The sequence below is a fragment of the Nocardiopsis akebiae genome (assembly GCF_018316795.1).
GTDB classification, from domain to species: Bacteria; Actinomycetota; Actinomycetes; order Streptosporangiales; family Streptosporangiaceae; genus Nocardiopsis; species Nocardiopsis dassonvillei.
In genome coordinates this window covers 297,931-315,022 of record NZ_CP074132.1, presented here as the reverse complement: position 1 = coordinate 315,022, position 17,092 = coordinate 297,931, and the positions used below count along the sequence as shown (strand labels likewise).

Here is a 17,092-nt window from a genome sequence, read left to right as displayed (position 1 = left end):
TCAGGCCCCTCGCTCGGGGACAACCCGCGCGCGCGGACGGGAAGAACTTGACCTAGGATCTCTGCCACGCACACGTTTTCCGTGCCCTGGGCCGCACCCGCTTCCCGGTGCTGCCCGTGCCCCGTGGGCCGCCCCCGAATCCCCAGGAGGCCCCGGATCCGGCGACCGCCCGCCGCTGACGTTCCGCGCGTTCCCCGCCCTCCCCCGCACTCGGACGCGTGTCCCTCCGGCCCGGCGTCCGACCGCTGGCACGTCCCGCCGTCCGAACTCACCGAGATTGCACGATGCCCGCTGACGAGAAGCCCTCTGCCTCCGGCAGGGACCACACACCAGACGACAGGCCCGAGGACGACTCCGCGCCCGGATCAGGGCCCGCGAACACCGGCGACGACGCGGCCGGTGGGGACACCACCGCGCCCGAAACCGGATCTGACGGGGCCGACCGGGCCCAAGTGTCGGACGAGACTGAGGGGGCGGAAGAGGCCGGAAAGGCTGAAGAAGCCCCCGAAACCGGTGTGACATCAGACACCGATGGTACCCAGGAGGCTCAGAAGGCTGGCGAGCCCGCCGAGACCGAAGAGGCTGCCGAAACTGGCGACGCACAGAGGCCCGCCGGGACCGAAGAGGCCTCCGGAGTCGAGGAGGCCGCTGGGGGTGAGAAGGCTGTTGAGACCGAGGAGACCCCCGAGGAGCAGGCGGCTGGATCCGCCGCCGGGGCCGAGGGGGACACCGGGAACACGGAGGCCGCCGAGGCCGGTGTGACCACCGAGACAGCTGAGGACGTCCCGGCCGTCCGCACGAAGCGCCGCCGGACCGGCAGGATCCTGGTGTGGGTCGCCGCGAGCCTGGTCCTCGTCCTGGCCGCCGGGATCGGCACCGCCTACGGCTACTACCGCTCGCTGCGCTCGGACATGGTCCAGTACGACATCGACGGGCTGCTCAAGGAGGAGGACCGGCCCGAGAGGATCAACGACTCCGTCAACATCCTCTTCATGGGCACCGACGGCTACGAGGAGGGCAGCACCGCCTACTCGACGGAGTTCGAGGGCGAGCGTTCGGACTCGGTCATGCTGGCGCACATCTCGCCCGAGAGCCGGGTGTCGGTGATCAGCTTCCCCCGCGACTCCCTGGTGGCCCTGCCCGAGTGCGAGCCCTACGGCGACACCGAGGGCACGTCCGGTTACTTCGGCATGATCAACGCCGCGATGTACCACGGCGGACCGCCCTGCGTGGTACGCACCATCGAGTCGCTGAGCGACGTCCGCATCGACCACTTCGTGCACCTGAGCTTCATGAGCTTCCGGGACGTGGTGGACGCCATCGGCGGCGTGGACATGTGCATCCCCGAGCCGATGGAGGACAGCCGCTCCAAGCTCGACCTCGACGCGGGCCAGCAGACGCTCGACGGCGACGATGCGCTGTCCTTCGTCCGGGCCCGCTACGAGATCGGCGACGGCGGCGACATCGGCCGCATCGACCGCCAGCAGATGTTCCTCGCGGCCCTGGCCGACCAGGTGACCAGCAACGACGTGATCACCGACCCGGGCAGGCTCAACGCCGTCCTGCGCGCGGTGGCCGAGCACAGCGCCACCGACAGCGCCCTCACGTTCGACCGGATGCTGTCGATCGCCGTGACCCTGGCGGACGTGGAGCTGACCGACATCGAGTTCCACACCGTGCCCTGGTACCAGGCGCCCTCCAACCCCAACCGGGTCCTGTGGTACGAGGACCAGGCCGAGGAGCTGTTCACCGCCGTGCGCGAGGACCGGCCCCTGCCCCTCACGATGGCCGACGAGGCCCCCGTTCCCCAGGACCCGCCCGGGGCCTCGCCCTCCCCGGCGGACGAGGACGTCGCGGACGCCTCCCCGGAGGACGACCCCGCCCGTCCGGGCGTGGGACGCGACGCCACCTCCAGCCCGTGCTCCGACGGCCTGGGCTACGGCACCGGGGACGAGCTGGAGTAAGACGCCGCGGAGGGGCCTTCGGGACTCCTGGAGCCCTCCGGGAACCCAGAGGCCCCTCCGCCCTTCTCTCCGGGCCTTCCGGAACGCCGAGGGCCCCGGGTCCGGTACGAGAGTCGTACCGGACCCGGGGCCCTTCCGTGTTCCCGGGGACTCCGGGCACGAGGGACCGCGGTTCCGGTCCCCCCGGTCCGGAACCGCGGTCGGGCCTCGGGCGGCGGAGACTCCGCCCTCCGCCGGTACGCGCCTGGAACCCCCACAGTTCCGTTCGGCGCCCCTCAGCGGAGGTGGTCCCGCTCACCGCCCGAGGCTCGTGCGCCCGCCACGACCGGCGGGCGCACGTTCCAGGGAGGTCAGGCGATGCTGTCGGGCAGCAGGTTCAGCTGGCTGGTGTCCACCTGGGGCCGACCCAGGTCGGGCATGCCGTCCACGCCCACCAGGTCGTTGCCCACGAAGTCGCCGGAGGGGTCGAGCTGCGTCGTGCGGACGGCGTCGACGGCGAGGTCGGCCACGTCCGAGACCTCGGGAGCGGCGGCCATGGGCAGCGTGCCCCCGGGCACGGGCAGCAGGTCGGCCGAGGCGTCGGCGACGGTCTCGGGCAGCGGGGAGGTGCTCGCGGACATGGGCAGCTTCACGTCGTCGGACAGCACCAGGTCGGAGACCAGGTCGGCGGCGCCGCCGGTCAGGTCGGTGTTCTGGCCGTTGATGGGGCCGGTGGGGGAGTCCGCGGCGGCCAGGGGAAGGGTGTCCCCGGACGCGGGCAGGGTGGCGTCCAGGCCGCTCAGGTCGGTGCCGACCTCGTGCGTGCCCCGTTCGACCGACGAGCCCAGCTGGTCGAGGCCGTTGCCGACCGTCTCCCTGGTGTCCTCCAGGGACAGGGAGGACTCCGGGTGCGACAGCGGCAGGGTGCCGCCGCCCGTGCCGCCACCGCCCAGCAGCCCGCCCAGGATGTCGGCACCGCCCAACCCGGTGGAACCGCCGCCCAGCAGACCGGACAGAGGGTCACCCGACACCGGGCCCGAGGCCAGCGGCTCCGTCGGGGCGTGCGACAGCGGCAGGGTACTGCCGCCGGTGTCCAGGCCCACGCCTTCGAGCAGGCCGGTCCCGCCCAGCAGGGTGGACAGCGGGTCACCCGACACCGGGCCCGAGGCCAGCGGCTCGGTGGAGGCGTGGCTCAGCGGCAGGGTGCCGCCGCCCGTGCCGCCACCGCCCAGCAGCCCGCCCAGGATGTCGGCACCGCCCAATCCGGTGGAACCGCCGCCCAGCAGACCGGACAGCGGGTCACCCGACACCGGGCTCTCGGTACCCGCCAGGGGCAGCGTCTCGCTGACGGTGTTCAGCTCCAGCGGCCCGACGTTGGTGGCGTTCTCCTCCCCCGCCCGGATCGGCGTGTCGGTGGAGACGGCGTTTCCGGCGACCGGGCCGAGGGGCTGCTCCTGGGCGGACTGGCGCCGCACGTCGGGCTGGGCGGAGATCTGGCCGGGCTCGACCTTGACCAGCTCTCCCAGGGGCGTGGAGACGCCCTCCGTCAGCGGCGCCGGAACCTGGCTGCCCAGGTCGTTCAGCGCGAGCCCGTCCGTGGCGCCGCCGAGGGCGTCGGCCCCGGCGATCCCGGCGCCGAGGGCGACGAAACCCGCGGTGCTGGCGGCCACCAGCAGGGTCCTGGCAGAGGTGCGGGCGGTGTTGAACATGTCGTGTGTCCTTCCGGAATGTGGTCTGTGGCTCTCGCGTGGACGGCGTTCGTGTGCGCTTCCCGCCGTCCGACGGCTCCGCTCCCCTGGCCGGGGGGAGGGTTCCGTTCGGGTCCGGGCTTTCCGGTGGGAGAGCCCCCCGCGCCTGGAGGGAGCGGTGCGGCTCTACCGGTCATCAGTCGTGGATCTGGCTGGCCACTGACTGACGTGAACCTCGCCGTCGAGGTGCGCGGCTCACGTCAACCCCCAGAGGAGTCCGGCTCCTCACCCACCGTGACCGGTAGGAGGCGCTGCGGCTCTGGGAAGGGGCGTGCCAGGAGGGGTCGCTGGGCGACCGGGCTGGAGGGGGACCGCTAGTCGGGCGAGAAGGTCGGCTCGTCCGCGGACTCGGCGGGGACCGCGAGCAGGACGTGCCGGGCGGCCTGGAGCTGGCCGGGCGCCGGTGCCGGGGCACCGGTGGTGGGCAGGTAGCCCGCGACGGCGGGAACCCCGCTCGGAGCGCCCTGGGCGGAACCCGAGGCGGAGCCGCCCAGCCCGGAGGGCGTGGCGACCGGATCGGAGACCAGCCGCGCCGGAGCGTTCTCCGCGGCCGGGCCGGTGTGCGCCCGGACGGCGCCCGCGGTGGACCCGGTGACGGCCGGGACGAAGTGCGCGACGACCTCGGCGGGCGCGGACGGTACCGCTTCCCCGCTCTCGGCTCCGGTCCGCGCGTCCGTGTCGGCCGGGTCCGCGGAAGGATCCTGCGTCCGCGGCTCGGTGTCGGGTACGTCGTCCTCGTCGAGGTACTCCCCGACGGGCTCGGTCACCCCGTGCACGGTGTCGCGGATCTGCCGGGCCACCTCGGGGGTCTCGGACACGTCGCCGCCGGAGACCCCGGCGGACGCGTCGAAGACCATCCGCGTGGTGCTCTCCCCCACCGCGGACACGGCGCCGACCAGCGGGTCGTTGATCCTGGCGGTCATGGGGACGGAGGTTCCGGAGTCCGCGGGCGCGGCGTCCGAGCGGTTCCCGGAGCCGGGGCCGCCCGTGTCCGTCCGGACAGCGGAGTCCTGTCGCGAGCCGTCGCGCGCGGCCTCGGGGCGCTCCGCGACCGCTTGCGCGGCGGGTGCCCGCACGGTCGCGGCGACGGAGGCGGCCTGGTGCGCGAGGGTGCCGTCCGCCCCCTCCTCCTGCGCCCGCACGGGGTCGGAGGCCGTCAGCCAGGCGGTGACCACGAGCCCGGAGAGCAGGGCGGCGAGCAGCAGGGCCCGCCGCACCGGCGCTGGGAGCACGGCGGAACGAGCGCCGGGGGCGCTCGTGAGACCGTGGACTCCAGACACCGGGGGTTCCTCTCCACCGTGGGGCGCGGACCGACACGCGGGGGCGGTCGGGGCCGGTCGCGCCGCGGCGAGCGGCGGCTCCCAGCCGTGGGACGGGAGGTCACAAGGGCCTCGTCGCGTCCGCTGATCGCGACGTTAGCATGAATTAGACGACCGGAACCCCGAATCCACAGGAATTCCCGCCCATCCGGAACCGGCCCCTGAACAGCAAGATGTGGCAAACCGGGGAAAAACCAACGACAATTCAACTATTACGCCCGAGGAAACGCGCATTGCCACAACGCCGACCGGCTCTGCGGAGGTTGACGGACACATGACTGAGATCCCCCAGAGCTCCTCCCTGTCCCCCAACAGCGTCGAAGAACTGCTGGACGAGGTGCGCTCGCTGGACCCGCGCATGTCCGCGCACGGCAGGGTGCACTCGCTGCTCCAGGCCGTCCTGGCCATCGGCGGCGACCTCGACCTGGCGACCGTGCTGCGCAGACTGACCGAGGCGGCGGCGCAGCTGACCGGCGCCCGGTACGCGGGCCTGGGCGTGATGGACGAGGACGGGGGCTTCAGCGAGTTCATCCCCGTGGGCCTGAGCGAGGAGCAGTCCCGGCGCATCGGCGGGTTCCCACACGGCAAGGGCGTCCTGGGCGTACCCCTGAACGAGCGCGCGCCGCTGCGCCTGGCCGACCTGCGCGAGCACCCCGACTTCGAGGGCTTCCCCGAGGGCCACCCGCACATGGGCAGCTTCCTGGGCGTCCCCATCCAGGTGCGCGACGAGATCTTCGGCAACCTCTACCTCACCGAGAAGGCCCGGGGCGCGGAGTTCGACGAGGACGACGAGGCGGTGGTGACCGCGCTGGCCACGGCCGCGGGTATGGCCATCGAGAACGCGCGCCTGTACGAGGAGGCGCGGCTGCGCGAGCGGTGGCTGGCCGCGTCCACCGAGGTCACCACGCGCCTGCTGTCGGGTGCCGACACCTCCGAGGTGCTCGCCCACATGGCCGCGCAGGCTCGGGAGATCGGCGGCGCGGACACGGCCGTGATCATGCTCCCCGACCCCCGCGCCCGGGGGCACCTGTTCGCGGAGATCGCGGACGGGCCCATCGCCCAGGAGATCCTGGGGACGCCGGTGGAGATCCACGACTCAGCGTGCGGGTGGGTGTACGAGTCGGGAGAGGCCCTGAGCGTCCCCGACCTGAGCCGGGCGAACTGCCCCATGCTGGCCCACCGCGGCTACGCCTCGGGCCTGGTGGTGCCCCTGGGCACGCCGGGGAACACGCGCGGGGTGCTGCTGCTGGGCAAGCTGTCCGACCGCGCCCCGTTCACCGCGGCGGTACGCCGCATGCTGCACGGTTTCTCCGTACAGGCCGCGGTGGCCCTGGAACTGGCCGAGGCGCGGCGCGACACCGAGCGCCTGGCGGTGCTGGAGGAACGCGACCGGATCGCCAAGGACCTGCACGACGTTGTGATCCAGCGCCTGTTCGCCTCGGCGATGACGCTGATGAGCACGCTGCGGCTGATCGCCTCGCCCGAGGCCGAGGAGCGGGTGCAGCGGACCATCGACGAGCTCGACGGCACCATCCGCGAGATCCGCTCGACGATCTTCGCGCTCCAGAACCCGCCGAGCCGCAGGGACACCTCGCTGCGCGGACGCATCCTGAAACTGGCCGAGAACACCGCGCACAGCCTGGGATGCCACCCCGGGGTGAGCCTGGACGGGCCGATCGACGCGTCCGTGCCCGACGACATCGGCGAGCAGCTGCTCGCCGTGCTCGGCGAGGGGCTGACCAACGTGGCGCGGCACGCGCGAGCGACGGAGGTGCACGTGTCGGTGGCGGTGGAGGAGGACGCGGCCACCGGGCGCCCCACCACCCTGACCCTGACGGTGACCGACAACGGCGTGGGGCTGCCCGGGCACGGAAGGCGCAGCGGTCTGCGCAACCTAGAGCAGCGGGCCCGTGCGCTGGGCGGCGGTTTCACCGCGCGCGGGAGCGAGGGCGGGGGCACGGTGCTGGTGTGGCGGGTGCCCCTGCGCGACGACGCCGTGCCGCCCCCGGACAGTTTCTGAGGGACCCGGAGGCGCGGTCCCGGTCCCTGGCGTGACCGGGGCGACCGGGACCGCCCGGCCCGCCGGGGCGGGCCGGGCAGCCGCGGTCAGTACCGGCGGCCGCGCAGTTCGGCGACGAGCACGGCGGCCTGCGTACGGCGCTTGAGGTCCAGCTTGGACAGCAGGGCGGACACGTAGTTCTTGACGGTCTTCTCCGCCAGGTACAGGCGCTCGCCGATCTGCCGGTTGGTCATCCCCTCGCCGATGAGGTCGAGGATCTGCCGCTCCTGCGGGGTCAGCTCGGCCAGCGGGTCCGGCTCGGCCTGGGCCCCGCGCAGCCGCTCCAGCATCGCGCCGGTGCTGCCCGAGTCCAGCAGCGAACCGCCCGAGGCCACCGTGCGGACCGCCCCGACCAGGTCGGCGCCGTGGATCTGCTTGAGCACGTACCCGGCCGCTCCGGCCATGACGGCGTCGTACAGGGCGTCCTCGTCGGCGAACGAGGTCAGCATCAGGCAGGCGATCTCTGGGTGGTCCGAGCGGATCTCCCGGCACACCTGCACGCCCGACCCGCCCGGCAGCCGCACGTCCAGGACCGCGACGTCGGGCAGCACCACGGGAATCCGCGCCAGCGCCTGCTCGGCCGTCCCGGCCTCGCCGACGACGGTCATGTCGTCCTCGGTCTCCAGCAGGGCGGCCACTCCCCGGCGGACCACCTCGTGGTCGTCCACCAGGAACACCCTGATCCGCTTGCGAACGCCCTCGGCTCCACCAACCGGCATCGGCCCATCCTCATCCCTGCGTCACCGCGATCAGACACCGCTCCGATGAAGACGGTAATACGTGCGGAGGCCCGCGCGCGGGCCCTTAGGCACCGAACTCCTCGGACGAAGGTCCTACAAACGGACAATTCTCCTCATCTGTGGAGCAAAGCGCCTGATCGCAGCGGGTGTGGGCGTGGCTCCCACGAGCCACGGAACCTCTCCGAATTCACGGCCTCCGGTCCGCCCAGGGGCGGGCGAGCTCGAAAGCGCGGCAGGCCTCCAGCACCCGGGCGTCGGCGTGCCGGGGCCCGACCACCTGGAGGCCCACCGGCAGCCCCGCCGCCGTGAACCCGCACGGCACGCTCGCCGCGGGCTGCTGGGTCATGTTGAACGGGTAGCTGAACCCCGCCCAGGAGGTCCACCGCTCCCCCGCCAGACGCGGCGGCGACTCCAGCCCCGCCTCGAACGCCGCGACCGGCATCGACGGGGTGAGCAGCAGGTCGTAGGCGTCGTGGAAGCGGCCCATCCGGGCACCCATCTCCATCCGCAGCGCCATCGCGGTCAGGTAGTCCTGCGCCGAGTAGGTCAGCCCCTCCTCGACGATCTCCCGCAGGCCGGGGTCGAGCAGCTCCCGCTGGCGGTCCGTGAGCCGGTCCGTGGCCTTGGCCGCGCCGGAGTACCACAGCACGTGGAACTCCTCCCGTGATTCGGGCAGACCGGGGTCGGCCTCCTCCACCCGGGCGCCCAGCGCCTCGAACACGGCCACCGCGTCGGCGACCGCCGCGGCCACCTCCGGGTCCACGTCCAGACCGCCCAGGGTGGGGCTGTAGGCGATCCGCATGCCCCGCACCAGCCGCTCGGCGTCGGTGCGCAGGCGCACGTCGCCGAGGCCGGGCGCGGGCGGCGCCAGAGCGGCCCAGTCGCGCGCGTCGTGCTGGGCCATGACCTCCAGCATCAGCGCCATGTCGCCCACCGTGCGGGCCAGCGGCCCGGTGTGCGCGAGCGACCCGAAGGGGCTGGCCGGGTAGTGCGGCACCAGGCCCCACGTGGGCTTGATCCCGCACACGCCGGTGAAGCTGGCCGGGATGCGGATCGAACCGCCCCCGTCGGTCCCGGTGGACAGCGGTGCCATCCCGGCCGCGACGGCCGCCGCGGACCCGCCGCTGGAGCCGCCCGGCGTGGTGGACAGGTCCCACGGGTTGCGGGTGACGCCGGTGAGCGGGCCGTCGGTGACGCCCTTCCAGGCCAGCTCGGGCGTGGTCGTCTTGCCGACGAACACCGCGCCGCTCTCGCGCAGCCGGGCCACCGCCGGGGAGTCCTCCTCCCACGGACCCTCCTGGGAGCTGGTGACCGACCCCTTCAGGGTGGGCCACCCCCGGGTGAGGTGGACGTCCTTGACCGAGACCGGCACCCCGTCCAGGGCTCCGGAGGGCTCGCCGCGCCGCCACCGCTCGGCGGAGGCGCGGGCGGCCTCGCGGGCCTCGTCCGGGCGCACCAGGCAGAACGCGTTGAGCGCCGGGTTGTCCCGCTCGATGCGCTCCAGGACGGAGTCGACGGCCTCCAGCGGGGACACCTCCCCGGCGGCGTAGGCCGCGAGCAGCTGCTCGGCGGACAGGTCGGCGGGCCCGGAGGGCCCGCCGGAGCGCGCCTGCGGAACCGCGGTCGCCCCCGGGGCGCCCTCGGCCGCGCCGACGTCCGCGCTCGCGTCCTCGGTCCCGGCCCGGTCGGAACGGATCGTCACTTCAGCCTCCCGTGTCACGCCATCAGGGGTCAGCCGGGCACGTAGCCGCGGCTCTTGTCGACCACGTTGAGCAGTTCCCGCCCGTCCAGGTAACGGGCGAGGTTGTCGAGGAACAGGTCCATGAGGTCACCGCGCCAACCGACGACGTCGCCCGACATGTGCGGCGAGACCACCGACCCGGGCAGTCCCCACAGCGGTGAGACCGCCTTGAGGGGCTCGTCCTCGAACACGTCCAGCGCGGCACCCGCGATGACGCGGTGCTCCAGGGCCGCGGCCAGGTCGGCCTCGACCACGATGGGACCGCGCGCCACGTTGACCAGACGCGCGGTGGGTTTCATCAGCCCCAGGAAGCGGCGGTCGACCAGCCCCCGGGTGGCGTCGGTGAGCGGGGCGGCCACCACGACGTAGTCGGCCTCGGGGAGTTCGCCGACCAGGGTCGGGGCGCCGCCGGCTCCGCGCTCGGCCAGGCTGGACTCGACCACGGAGCCGAAGTCGGGGTCGCCGCCGCGCGCGCGGCTGCCGGAGGCGTTCACGCGCATGCCCACCGCAGTCAGCTTGCGGGCGATGTGGCGGCCGATCGGCCCGGTCCCGACGACGAGGGCCCGCTTGCCGGACACGCGCTCGGTCTCCCGGTGCTCCCAGCGGTGCTCGCGCTGGTGCTCCCAGGTCTGCTGGAAGCCCTTGGCGAAGGCGATGACCCGGCCGAGCACGTACTCGGCGATGGGCTCGTCGAAGACCCCGCGCGAGTTGGTGACCACCGCCGGGCCCTCCACCAGGCCGGGGAACATGAGGTTGTCCACCCCGGCGGTGGCGGCGTGCACCCAGGACAGGGAGTCGGCCTTGGGCCAGGCGGAGGCCAGCGCCTCGGTGAACAGGTCCCAAACCAGCAGCGCGTGCGCCCCGGGCAGCCTGGCGGGGAGTTCGTCGGCGGTGGCGTAGACGACCTCGCCGAGCCGGGGATGGTCGTCCATCCGCTCGCGGCCGGGCGGGAGGTCGTCGCCGTGGAGGACGAGGAGTCTCGGTCGGTCGGGCGGGATGAGGCTGTTCACGGGCGTGCACTCTCCGGTTGGCGACGGTGGTTCAGAGAGGTCGTCGGGGACGGATCGCCCTGCACGGGAAACGCTAGGGAGCCCGCATAGGATTGTCAACAATCCACAAATCGACTGTTCCGCCCGAAACCGGGCCTCTCATGCCACCTCTGACCTGCCCGGGATACCCACTCGCACCGGGGTTATTGCCGCATCCGGGTTGTGGACCCTAGGATTGTCAACAATCAACAGCCCCGACGCCGGGGGTGTTCTCGCAGGTCCCCGCTGCCCGACGTCGAAGGGACTACCCATTGCCCCGGTACATGACCATCACCCTGCCCAGGCGCGGGGTCTCCTGCGTCGCCGAACTCCTGGACAAGGACGCTCCCCGCACCTGTGAGGCGGTCTGGAGCGCACTGCCGCAGGGCGACGCGGTCCAGCACGCCAAGTACGCGCGCAACGAGGTCTACACGATGGTGCCGCGGTTCGCCGAGGCCGAGCCCGGCCAGGAGAACCCCACCGTCACCCCGATCCCCGGCGACGTCGTCTACTTCTCCTTCGACGGGGGCATGCTCGACCGCGCATTCAAGGAGGACAAGGGGATCGGCCACCTGCCCGGCGTCATCGACCTCGCCCTCTTCTACGGGCGCAACAACCTGCTCCTCAACGGCGACGTCGGCTGGGTGCCCGGCAACGTGTTCGCCAGCGTCGTCGAGAACCTGCCCGCCATGGCCGAGGCCTGCAACGACGTCTGGCGTTCGGGCAGCGTCGGCGAGCGCCTGGTGTACGAGCGCCTGGAGCGCTGACCGGTCCGCGAGCCGCCACGACCGCGCCCACGGGCGACCCCCTGGGCCCGGTGCGGAGCGACCGCGTCCCCTCGGGGACGGCAACGACAACACACATCCGGGAGGTGAGTGACCGATGCGGACCGACGGAGAGCACACGAACGGCACCGGCGCGCAGCAGCAGGTCGTCGAACTGGCCGCGAGCACGCGGACGCCGTGGCAGGCGGGAGTCGGCGTCATCGCGCCCTACGACTTCGCGCTCGACCGCGAACTCTGGCGCTGGACGCCCGACGACGTCTCACTGCACGTCACGCGGTTGCCGTACGTACACGTACCGGTGACGGTCGACCAGGCCGCCGCCCTGTGCCGGGAGGAGCACGTGGACCCGGCGGTCCGCGCGCTGCTCGCCCCCGAGCCCCTGGCCATCGGGTACGCGTGCGCCTCGGGCAGCTTCGTGCACGGCGCCCGGGGCGAACGGCGCCTGCACGGTGCCATGGTGGGCGCCGGGGCGCCCGCCGCCGTCACCACGTCCGGGGCGCTGGTCCAGGCCCTGGGAGCGCTCGGCGCCGACCGGATCGCCGTCGTCACGCCCTACGTGGACAGCGTGACCGACCGGCTCCTGGCCTACCTCGCCGAGCACCGCGTCGCCGTGACCTCCAGCGTGGGGCTGGGCCTGCTCAGCCACATCTGGCGGGTGACCTACGCCGAGGTGTCCGAGGCGGTGCACTCGGTGGACCGCCCCGACGCCCAGGCCGTGTTCATCAGCTGCACCAACGTGCTCACCTACGACATCATCGCGCCCCTGGAACGCGAGCTGGGCAAACCGGTGATCGCGGCCAACCAGGTGACCATGTGGGCCGTGATGAGGGCGGCGGGCCGCCAGGCCGTGGCCCACGGACAGAGCCTGATCGACGTAGCCGCACCGAGTGCCGCGTGACGCGAAGGAGAGCCGCATGACCCGCGTCGGATTCCTCTACCCCGGGTTCAGCGCCGAGGACGACTACAAGGCCTTCGAGGGCCTGCTCGGAGGGGGCGTCGAGCTCCCCGTGGTGCACACGCTCATGCGCGAGGACGCCCACCGGGTGGACGCCCTGCTCGACGTCGGCGGCGAGGACGTGCTCGCCAGGGGCGCCCAGGAGCTGGCAGTGATGGAGGTGGAGGCCGCGGTGTGGGCCTGCACCAGCGGCAGCTTCGTGTTCGGCTGGGAGGGCGCCCGCCGACAGGTCGCGGGGGTGCGCCGGCACACGGGCGCGCCCTCGTCGAGCACCTCGTTCGCCTTCGTGCACGCGCTGAGCCAGCTGCGCGTCTCGCGGGTGGCGATCGCCGCCACCTACCCCGACGACGTCGCCCAGAGGTTCGTGGAGTTCCTCACCGAGGCGGGGGTGACCGTGCTGTCGCTGGCCAGCCACGGCATCGCCACCGCCGCCGAGGTCGGCGACCTGGACCCCGACGACGTCCTGGACTTCGTCATCTCCAACGACCACCAGCGCGCCGAGGCCGTCCTGGTGCCGGACACCGCCCTGCACAGCGCCCACCTCATCGAACCCCTGGAGGCGCTGCTGGGCAAGACCGTGCTCACCGCCAACCAGGTGAGCGTGTGGGAGGGGCTGCGCCTGGCGGGGGAGACCGCGGGGCGGGGCTCCGGACCGGGCATGCTGTTCCGCTCGGGTTCGGCCGCGGTCAACAGCGTCCTGGCGTCCCGTTAACCTCGACGACGCGCCCGCCGCGCGTCCCGTCCCCGACCCGAGAGGAGGGCGGCCATGTCCGCCCCAGGCCAGCTCAGACCCGTGCCCCGGCGATCAACCGCAGAACTGATCGCCGACCAGCTGCGGTCCGCGATCATGTACGGCTCGCTCGCGCCGGGGGACCAGCTCGGCGAGTCCGAGCTGGCGGGTCAGCTCGGGGTGAGCCGCGGCCCCCTGCGCGAGGCGATGCAGCGCCTGGTGCAGGAGGGGCTGCTGCGCAGCGAACGGCACAGGGGGCTGTTCGTGCGCGAACTCACGCCCGCGGACGTGCGCGACGTCTACGTGGCCCGACTCGCCGTCGAGCGGACCGCGTGCGAGCTGATCATGCGCGGCAACCGGGGCGAGGCCGTCGCCCGCCTCACCCCCGCCGTGGAGCGGCTCGCCGCCGCGGCGGCGGGCCGCGACCGCAACGCCATGAGCGACGCCGACCAGGCCTTCCACCAGACCCTCGTCAGCTGCGCGGGCAACAGCCGCCTGGAGCGCATGGCGCAGACGCTGCTGGTGGAGACCCGGATGTGCCTCACCGTGATGCAGGACGTGTACCCGGAACCGGAGGAGCTCCTGGACGAGCACCGCCGCATCCTGGACGCGATCGTGGACGGGGCGGAGGAGGAGCTGCTGAGCCTGATCGAGGCGCACATGGTGGACACGGTGGCGCGCATCAACGGCGGGGGCGGGGAGTCCGCACCCGAGGCCTAGGCCGTGTCCTTGTGAACCTGCCCTCGGCTTCGGTTCGTGCTCGGCGGCGCAGGAGAACATTCGGAGAACAGGCCCCGGGGCTCCCGCGGGGCGCGGGCGTGCCGTCCGGTCACTCCCGCAGCCGGTACCTGGCCAGGATTCGCTCCCTGGCCTCCTCGAAGCTCATCTCACCGCGTGCGATCCGCTCCAGGTCCGCCCGCGCCTCCGGCGAAGGTTCACCGCCCGCCGCCCTGACCGAGGCGAGAGCGGCGGCGGTGTCGCCGTCGTCGTGGATCCGTGTGCCCATGGGACGAGCCTAGGCGGTGCCGCTCCCGCGCCACAGGCGAACCCCCGGACCGCCGGGAGATCCGGTCAGATTCCGCCGATGCCGACGTACTTGGTCTCCAGGAACTCGTCGATGCCGACCCGGCCGCCCTCGCGGCCCAGACCGGAGTGCTTGACCCCGCCGAAGGGCGCGGCCGGGTTGGAGACCACGCCCTGGTTGAGGCCGACCATGCCGGTCTCAAGGTTCTCGCTGACCCGCAGCGCCCGGTTGAGGTCGCGGGTGTAGACGTAGCTGACCAGGCCGTACTCGGTGTCGTTGGCGGCCCGCAGCACCTCGTCCTCCGTGTCGAAGGGAAGCACGGGGGCCACCGGGCCGAAGATCTCGGTGGTGGACAGTTCGGCCTCGAAGGGCACGTCGGCGAGCACGGTGGGCTTGTAGAAGTGGCCCGGACCGTCGCCGGGGCCGCCGCCGACCAGCACGCGGGCGCCCTTGCCCACGGCGTCGTCCACCAGGCCCTGCACCTTGTCGCGGGCCTTGTCGTCGATGAGCGGGCCCACGTCGACGCCCTCGTCCACGCCGCGGCCCAGGCGCAGCGCGCCCATGCGGCGGCTGAGGCGCTCGGCGAACTCCTCGGCGATGCCCGCCTGGGCGTAGATGCGGTTGGCGGCGGTGCAGGCCTCGCCGATGTTGCGCATCTTGGCGAGCATCGCGCCGTCAACGGCGGCGTCCATGTCGGCGTCGTCGAAGACCAGGAAGGGCGCGTTGCCGCCCAGTTCCATGGAGGTGCGCAGGACCTGCCCGGCGCTCTGTTCGAGGAGCTTGCGGCCCACGGCGGTGGAGCCGGTGAAGGAGACCTTGCGGACGCGCCCGTCGCTGAGCAGGGGCTCGGTGACCGAACCCGGGTCCGTGGTGGGGATGACGCTGAGGACGCCCTCGGGGAGCCCGGCCTCGGAGAGGATGCCCGCCAGGGCGAGGGCGGACAGGGGGGTCTGGTGGGCGGGCTTGAGGATCATGGTGCACCCCGCGGCGATAGCGGGGCCGATCTTGCGGGTGCCCATCGCCATGGGGAAGTTCCAGGGGGTGATGAGCATGCAGGGGCCGACCGCCTGGCGCATGACCAGGAAGCGGGACTTGCCGTCGGGCGAGGTGGAGAACCTCCCCTCGATGCGCACGGCCTCCTCGGAGAACCAGCGCAGGAACTCGGCGGCGTAGGCGATCTCACCCCGCGCCTCGGCCAGGGGCTTGCCCATCTCCAGGGTCATCAGGACCGCCAGGTCCTCCCGGCGCTCCATGAGCAGCTCGTAGCCCCGGTACAGGATCTCTCCGCGGTCCCTGGGCGCCGTGCGCATCCAGTCGGCCTGGGCCCGGTGCGCCGCGTCCAGGGCGTCGAGCGCGTCCTCCTTCCCCGCGTCCGCGACCTCGCAGAGCACCTCGCGGGTGGAGGGGTCCTCCACCTCGAAGGCGTTCCCGGAGGCGGCGTCGCGCCACGTCCCGCCGATGAACAGCCTCTTGTCCACCTGCGCGACGACCCGTGCTTCCTGATCCGACATGTTCGCTACTCCCCGGTCGAGATTCGGCCTTTGGTCAGAACTGCCCAACGTGCGCCCACTGGACACCGTCGCCGCACGGATGTTTCCATAGCAGCGTCGATTGTCAACAATCCTACGGAATACGCGACACGGAATCGAGGCCACGCATGGCGGAGCTCTCCCCGATCCTCAAGCAGGCGACACCGGTCGTCGCCGCCCGAGGCGAGGGCGCCTACATCTACGACGAGGACGACCGCCGCTATCTCGACTTCACCGCCGGCATCGGCGTCACCAGCACCGGCCACTGCCACCCCCGCGTGGTGGCCGCCGCGCAGGAGCAGGTGGGCACCCTGGTGCACGGCCAGTACACCACCGTGATGCACCGGCCGCTGCTGCGGCTCACCGAGCGGCTGGGGGAGGTGCTGCCCGCAGGGCTCGACCGGCTGTTCTACGTGAACTCGGGCAGCGAGGCCGTCGAGGCCGCCCTGCGGCTGGCCCGGCAGGCGACCGGTCGGCAGAACGTCATCGTGTTCCAGGGGTCCTTCCACGGGCGCACCATGGGCGCCGCGTCGCTGACCACGTCCGGGGTCAAGATCCGGGCGGGCATCGGCCCGCTGATGCCCGGCGTGGTGGTCTCGCCGTTCCCGTACGCCTACCGGCTGGGCGTGTCCGAGGCCGACGCGGTCGCGTACGCGCTGCGCGAGCTGGACTACCTGTTCGCCACGGTCACCTCGCCCAAGGACACGGCCGCCGTGTTCATCGAGCCGGTGCTGGGCGAGGGCGGCTACGTGCCGGTGCCCGCGGCCTTCCTCCAGGGGCTGCGCGAGCGCGCCGACCGGCACGGGTTCCTGCTGGTCGCGGACGAGGTGCAGACCGGCTTCGGGCGCACGGGCACGTTCTGGGGCCACGAGCCCTCGGGCATCCGGCCGGACGTGGTCATCACCGCCAAGGGGCTGGCCAGCGGCTTCCCGCTGTCGGCGATCGCCGCCCCCGCCGCGATCATGGAGAGGGCCTGGCCGGGCTCCCAGGGCGGGACCTACGGCGGCAACGCGGTGTCCTGCGCCGCCGCCCTGGCGACCCTGGACGTGATCCAGGAGGAGGGCCTGGTGGAGAACGCCGCACGCATGGGCGAGCGGCTGCGGCTGGGCCTGGAGAAGGTCGCGGAGGCCAACCCGGTCATCGGCGACGTGCGCGGCCGGGGGCTGATGCTCGGCAACGAGTTCACCGCCGCCGACGGCACGCCGGACGGCGCCACCGCGCTGCGCGCCCAGCAGGCCGCGGCCCGGCACGGGCTCCTGCTGCTGACCTGCGCCCCGGACGGGAACGTGGTGCGGATGATCCCGCCGCTCATCGTCGACGGCGACCAGGTCGACAGCGCGGTGTCGCTGTGGGCCGCCGCCGTGGAGGAGGCCGTCGCGGGCTGAGGCGAGATTCGTGACCGCCGCCCCGGTACGGATTCCGTGCCGGGGCGGTAACGTGCGGTGCGGACCCCCGAGAAACCGCGCGTCCGAAACGCGTGTCCGAAACGGA

The 17,092-nt window shown here is 73.0% G+C and carries 14 protein-coding genes; 7 read left to right on the top strand and 7 right to left on the bottom strand.

What is annotated here, in order from left to right; translation table 11 throughout:
* Positions 1-284: 284 nt before the first annotated feature.
* The gene (locus KGD83_RS01430; RefSeq protein ID WP_212642163.1) at positions 285-1,964 is read left to right on the top strand and encodes an LCP family protein; all 1,680 of its coding nucleotides are present in this window, start codon (positions 285-287) and stop codon (positions 1,962-1,964) included.
* Between the two features lie 350 nt (positions 1,965-2,314).
* Here KGD83_RS01430 and KGD83_RS01425 read toward each other — a convergent pair whose 3' ends face one another.
* On the bottom strand, positions 2,315-3,652 hold the full coding sequence (locus KGD83_RS01425; RefSeq protein WP_212642162.1) for a hypothetical protein: 1,338 nt from the start codon (positions 3,650-3,652) through the stop codon (positions 2,315-2,317).
* A gap of 353 nt (positions 3,653-4,005) precedes the next feature.
* Positions 4,006-4,923 (bottom strand): hypothetical protein, encoded by a 918-nt coding sequence (locus KGD83_RS01420; protein ID WP_249352073.1) that lies wholly within the window; start codon positions 4,921-4,923, stop codon positions 4,006-4,008.
* A gap of 361 nt (positions 4,924-5,284) precedes the next feature.
* Here KGD83_RS01420 and KGD83_RS01415 point away from each other — a divergent pair, with 361 nt between their 5' ends.
* Positions 5,285-7,030: a GAF domain-containing sensor histidine kinase gene (locus KGD83_RS01415; protein WP_212642160.1), complete on the top strand. Its 1,746-nt coding sequence runs from the start codon at positions 5,285-5,287 to the stop codon at positions 7,028-7,030.
* Between the two features lie 86 nt (positions 7,031-7,116).
* Here KGD83_RS01415 and KGD83_RS01410 read toward each other — a convergent pair whose 3' ends face one another.
* From KGD83_RS01410 to KGD83_RS01400, 3 genes are all read right to left on the bottom strand, one after another.
* The gene (locus tag KGD83_RS01410; RefSeq protein WP_212642159.1) at positions 7,117-7,788 is read right to left on the bottom strand and encodes a response regulator; all 672 of its coding nucleotides are present in this window, start codon (positions 7,786-7,788) and stop codon (positions 7,117-7,119) included.
* Positions 7,789-7,996: 208 nt separating this feature from the next.
* A complete protein-coding gene (locus KGD83_RS01405; protein WP_212642158.1) occupies positions 7,997-9,511 on the bottom strand; it encodes an amidase in 1,515 nt (504 codons plus the stop codon).
* 29 nt (positions 9,512-9,540) lie between these two features.
* Complete coding sequence (locus KGD83_RS01400) at positions 9,541-10,560, bottom strand: D-2-hydroxyacid dehydrogenase (RefSeq protein ID WP_212642157.1); 1,020 nt, start codon at positions 10,558-10,560, stop codon at positions 9,541-9,543.
* A 302-nt stretch (positions 10,561-10,862) separates the two neighbouring features.
* Between KGD83_RS01400 and KGD83_RS01395 the strand changes: the two genes are divergently transcribed.
* The 4 genes from KGD83_RS01395 (at position 10,863) to KGD83_RS01380 (ending at position 13,768) form a co-directional block, all read left to right on the top strand.
* Positions 10,863-11,345: a DUF3830 family protein gene (locus KGD83_RS01395; protein WP_212642156.1), complete on the top strand. Its 483-nt coding sequence runs from the start codon at positions 10,863-10,865 to the stop codon at positions 11,343-11,345.
* Positions 11,346-11,460: 115 nt separating this feature from the next.
* Positions 11,461-12,261 carry a maleate cis-trans isomerase family protein gene (locus KGD83_RS01390; RefSeq protein ID WP_212642155.1) on the top strand — a complete coding sequence of 267 codons (801 nt, stop codon included), beginning with the start codon at positions 11,461-11,463 and terminating at the stop codon, positions 12,259-12,261.
* Between the two features lie 16 nt (positions 12,262-12,277).
* Complete coding sequence (locus KGD83_RS01385; protein ID WP_212642154.1) at positions 12,278-13,030, top strand: maleate cis-trans isomerase family protein; 753 nt, start codon at positions 12,278-12,280, stop codon at positions 13,028-13,030.
* Positions 13,031-13,084: 54 nt separating this feature from the next.
* Positions 13,085-13,768 (top strand): GntR family transcriptional regulator, encoded by a 684-nt coding sequence (locus KGD83_RS01380; RefSeq protein ID WP_212642153.1) that lies wholly within the window; start codon positions 13,085-13,087, stop codon positions 13,766-13,768.
* 109 nt (positions 13,769-13,877) lie between these two features.
* Here the strand turns inward: KGD83_RS01380 and KGD83_RS01375 are convergent, their stop codons facing one another.
* Positions 13,878-14,054 carry an antitoxin VbhA family protein gene (locus tag KGD83_RS01375; protein WP_160313090.1) on the bottom strand — a complete coding sequence of 59 codons (177 nt, stop codon included), beginning with the start codon at positions 14,052-14,054 and terminating at the stop codon, positions 13,878-13,880.
* A 65-nt stretch (positions 14,055-14,119) separates the two neighbouring features.
* The gene (locus KGD83_RS01370) at positions 14,120-15,583 is read right to left on the bottom strand and encodes an NAD-dependent succinate-semialdehyde dehydrogenase (RefSeq protein ID WP_212642152.1); all 1,464 of its coding nucleotides are present in this window, start codon (positions 15,581-15,583) and stop codon (positions 14,120-14,122) included.
* A gap of 146 nt (positions 15,584-15,729) precedes the next feature.
* Between KGD83_RS01370 and KGD83_RS01365 the strand changes: the two genes are divergently transcribed.
* Positions 15,730-16,986: an aspartate aminotransferase family protein gene (locus KGD83_RS01365; protein ID WP_212642151.1), complete on the top strand. Its 1,257-nt coding sequence runs from the start codon at positions 15,730-15,732 to the stop codon at positions 16,984-16,986.
* Positions 16,987-17,092 lie beyond the last annotated feature (106 nt).

What these genes read in the sequence shown, in the direction of transcription:
- KGD83_RS01410 (WP_212642159.1), bottom strand. Translation starts at nt 7,788, where the DNA reads ATGCCGGTTGGTGGAGCCGAGGGCGTTCGCAAGCGGATCAGGGTGTTC.
- KGD83_RS01385 (WP_212642154.1), top strand. Translation starts at nt 12,278, where the DNA reads ATGACCCGCGTCGGATTCCTCTACCCCGGGTTCAGCGCCGAGGACGAC.
- KGD83_RS01365 (WP_212642151.1), top strand. Translation starts at nt 15,730, where the DNA reads ATGGCGGAGCTCTCCCCGATCCTCAAGCAGGCGACACCGGTCGTCGCC.
- KGD83_RS01430 (WP_212642163.1), top strand. Translation starts at nt 285, where the DNA reads ATGCCCGCTGACGAGAAGCCCTCTGCCTCCGGCAGGGACCACACACCA.
- KGD83_RS01380 (WP_212642153.1), top strand. Translation starts at nt 13,085, where the DNA reads ATGTCCGCCCCAGGCCAGCTCAGACCCGTGCCCCGGCGATCAACCGCA.
- KGD83_RS01415 (WP_212642160.1), top strand. Translation starts at nt 5,285, where the DNA reads ATGACTGAGATCCCCCAGAGCTCCTCCCTGTCCCCCAACAGCGTCGAA.
- KGD83_RS01390 (WP_212642155.1), top strand. Translation starts at nt 11,461, where the DNA reads ATGCGGACCGACGGAGAGCACACGAACGGCACCGGCGCGCAGCAGCAG.
- KGD83_RS01395 (WP_212642156.1), top strand. Translation starts at nt 10,863, where the DNA reads ATGACCATCACCCTGCCCAGGCGCGGGGTCTCCTGCGTCGCCGAACTC.
- KGD83_RS01375 (WP_160313090.1), bottom strand. Translation starts at nt 14,054, where the DNA reads ATGGGCACACGGATCCACGACGACGGCGACACCGCCGCCGCTCTCGCC.
- KGD83_RS01370 (WP_212642152.1), bottom strand. Translation starts at nt 15,583, where the DNA reads ATGTCGGATCAGGAAGCACGGGTCGTCGCGCAGGTGGACAAGAGGCTG.
- KGD83_RS01425 (WP_212642162.1), bottom strand. Translation starts at nt 3,652, where the DNA reads ATGTTCAACACCGCCCGCACCTCTGCCAGGACCCTGCTGGTGGCCGCC.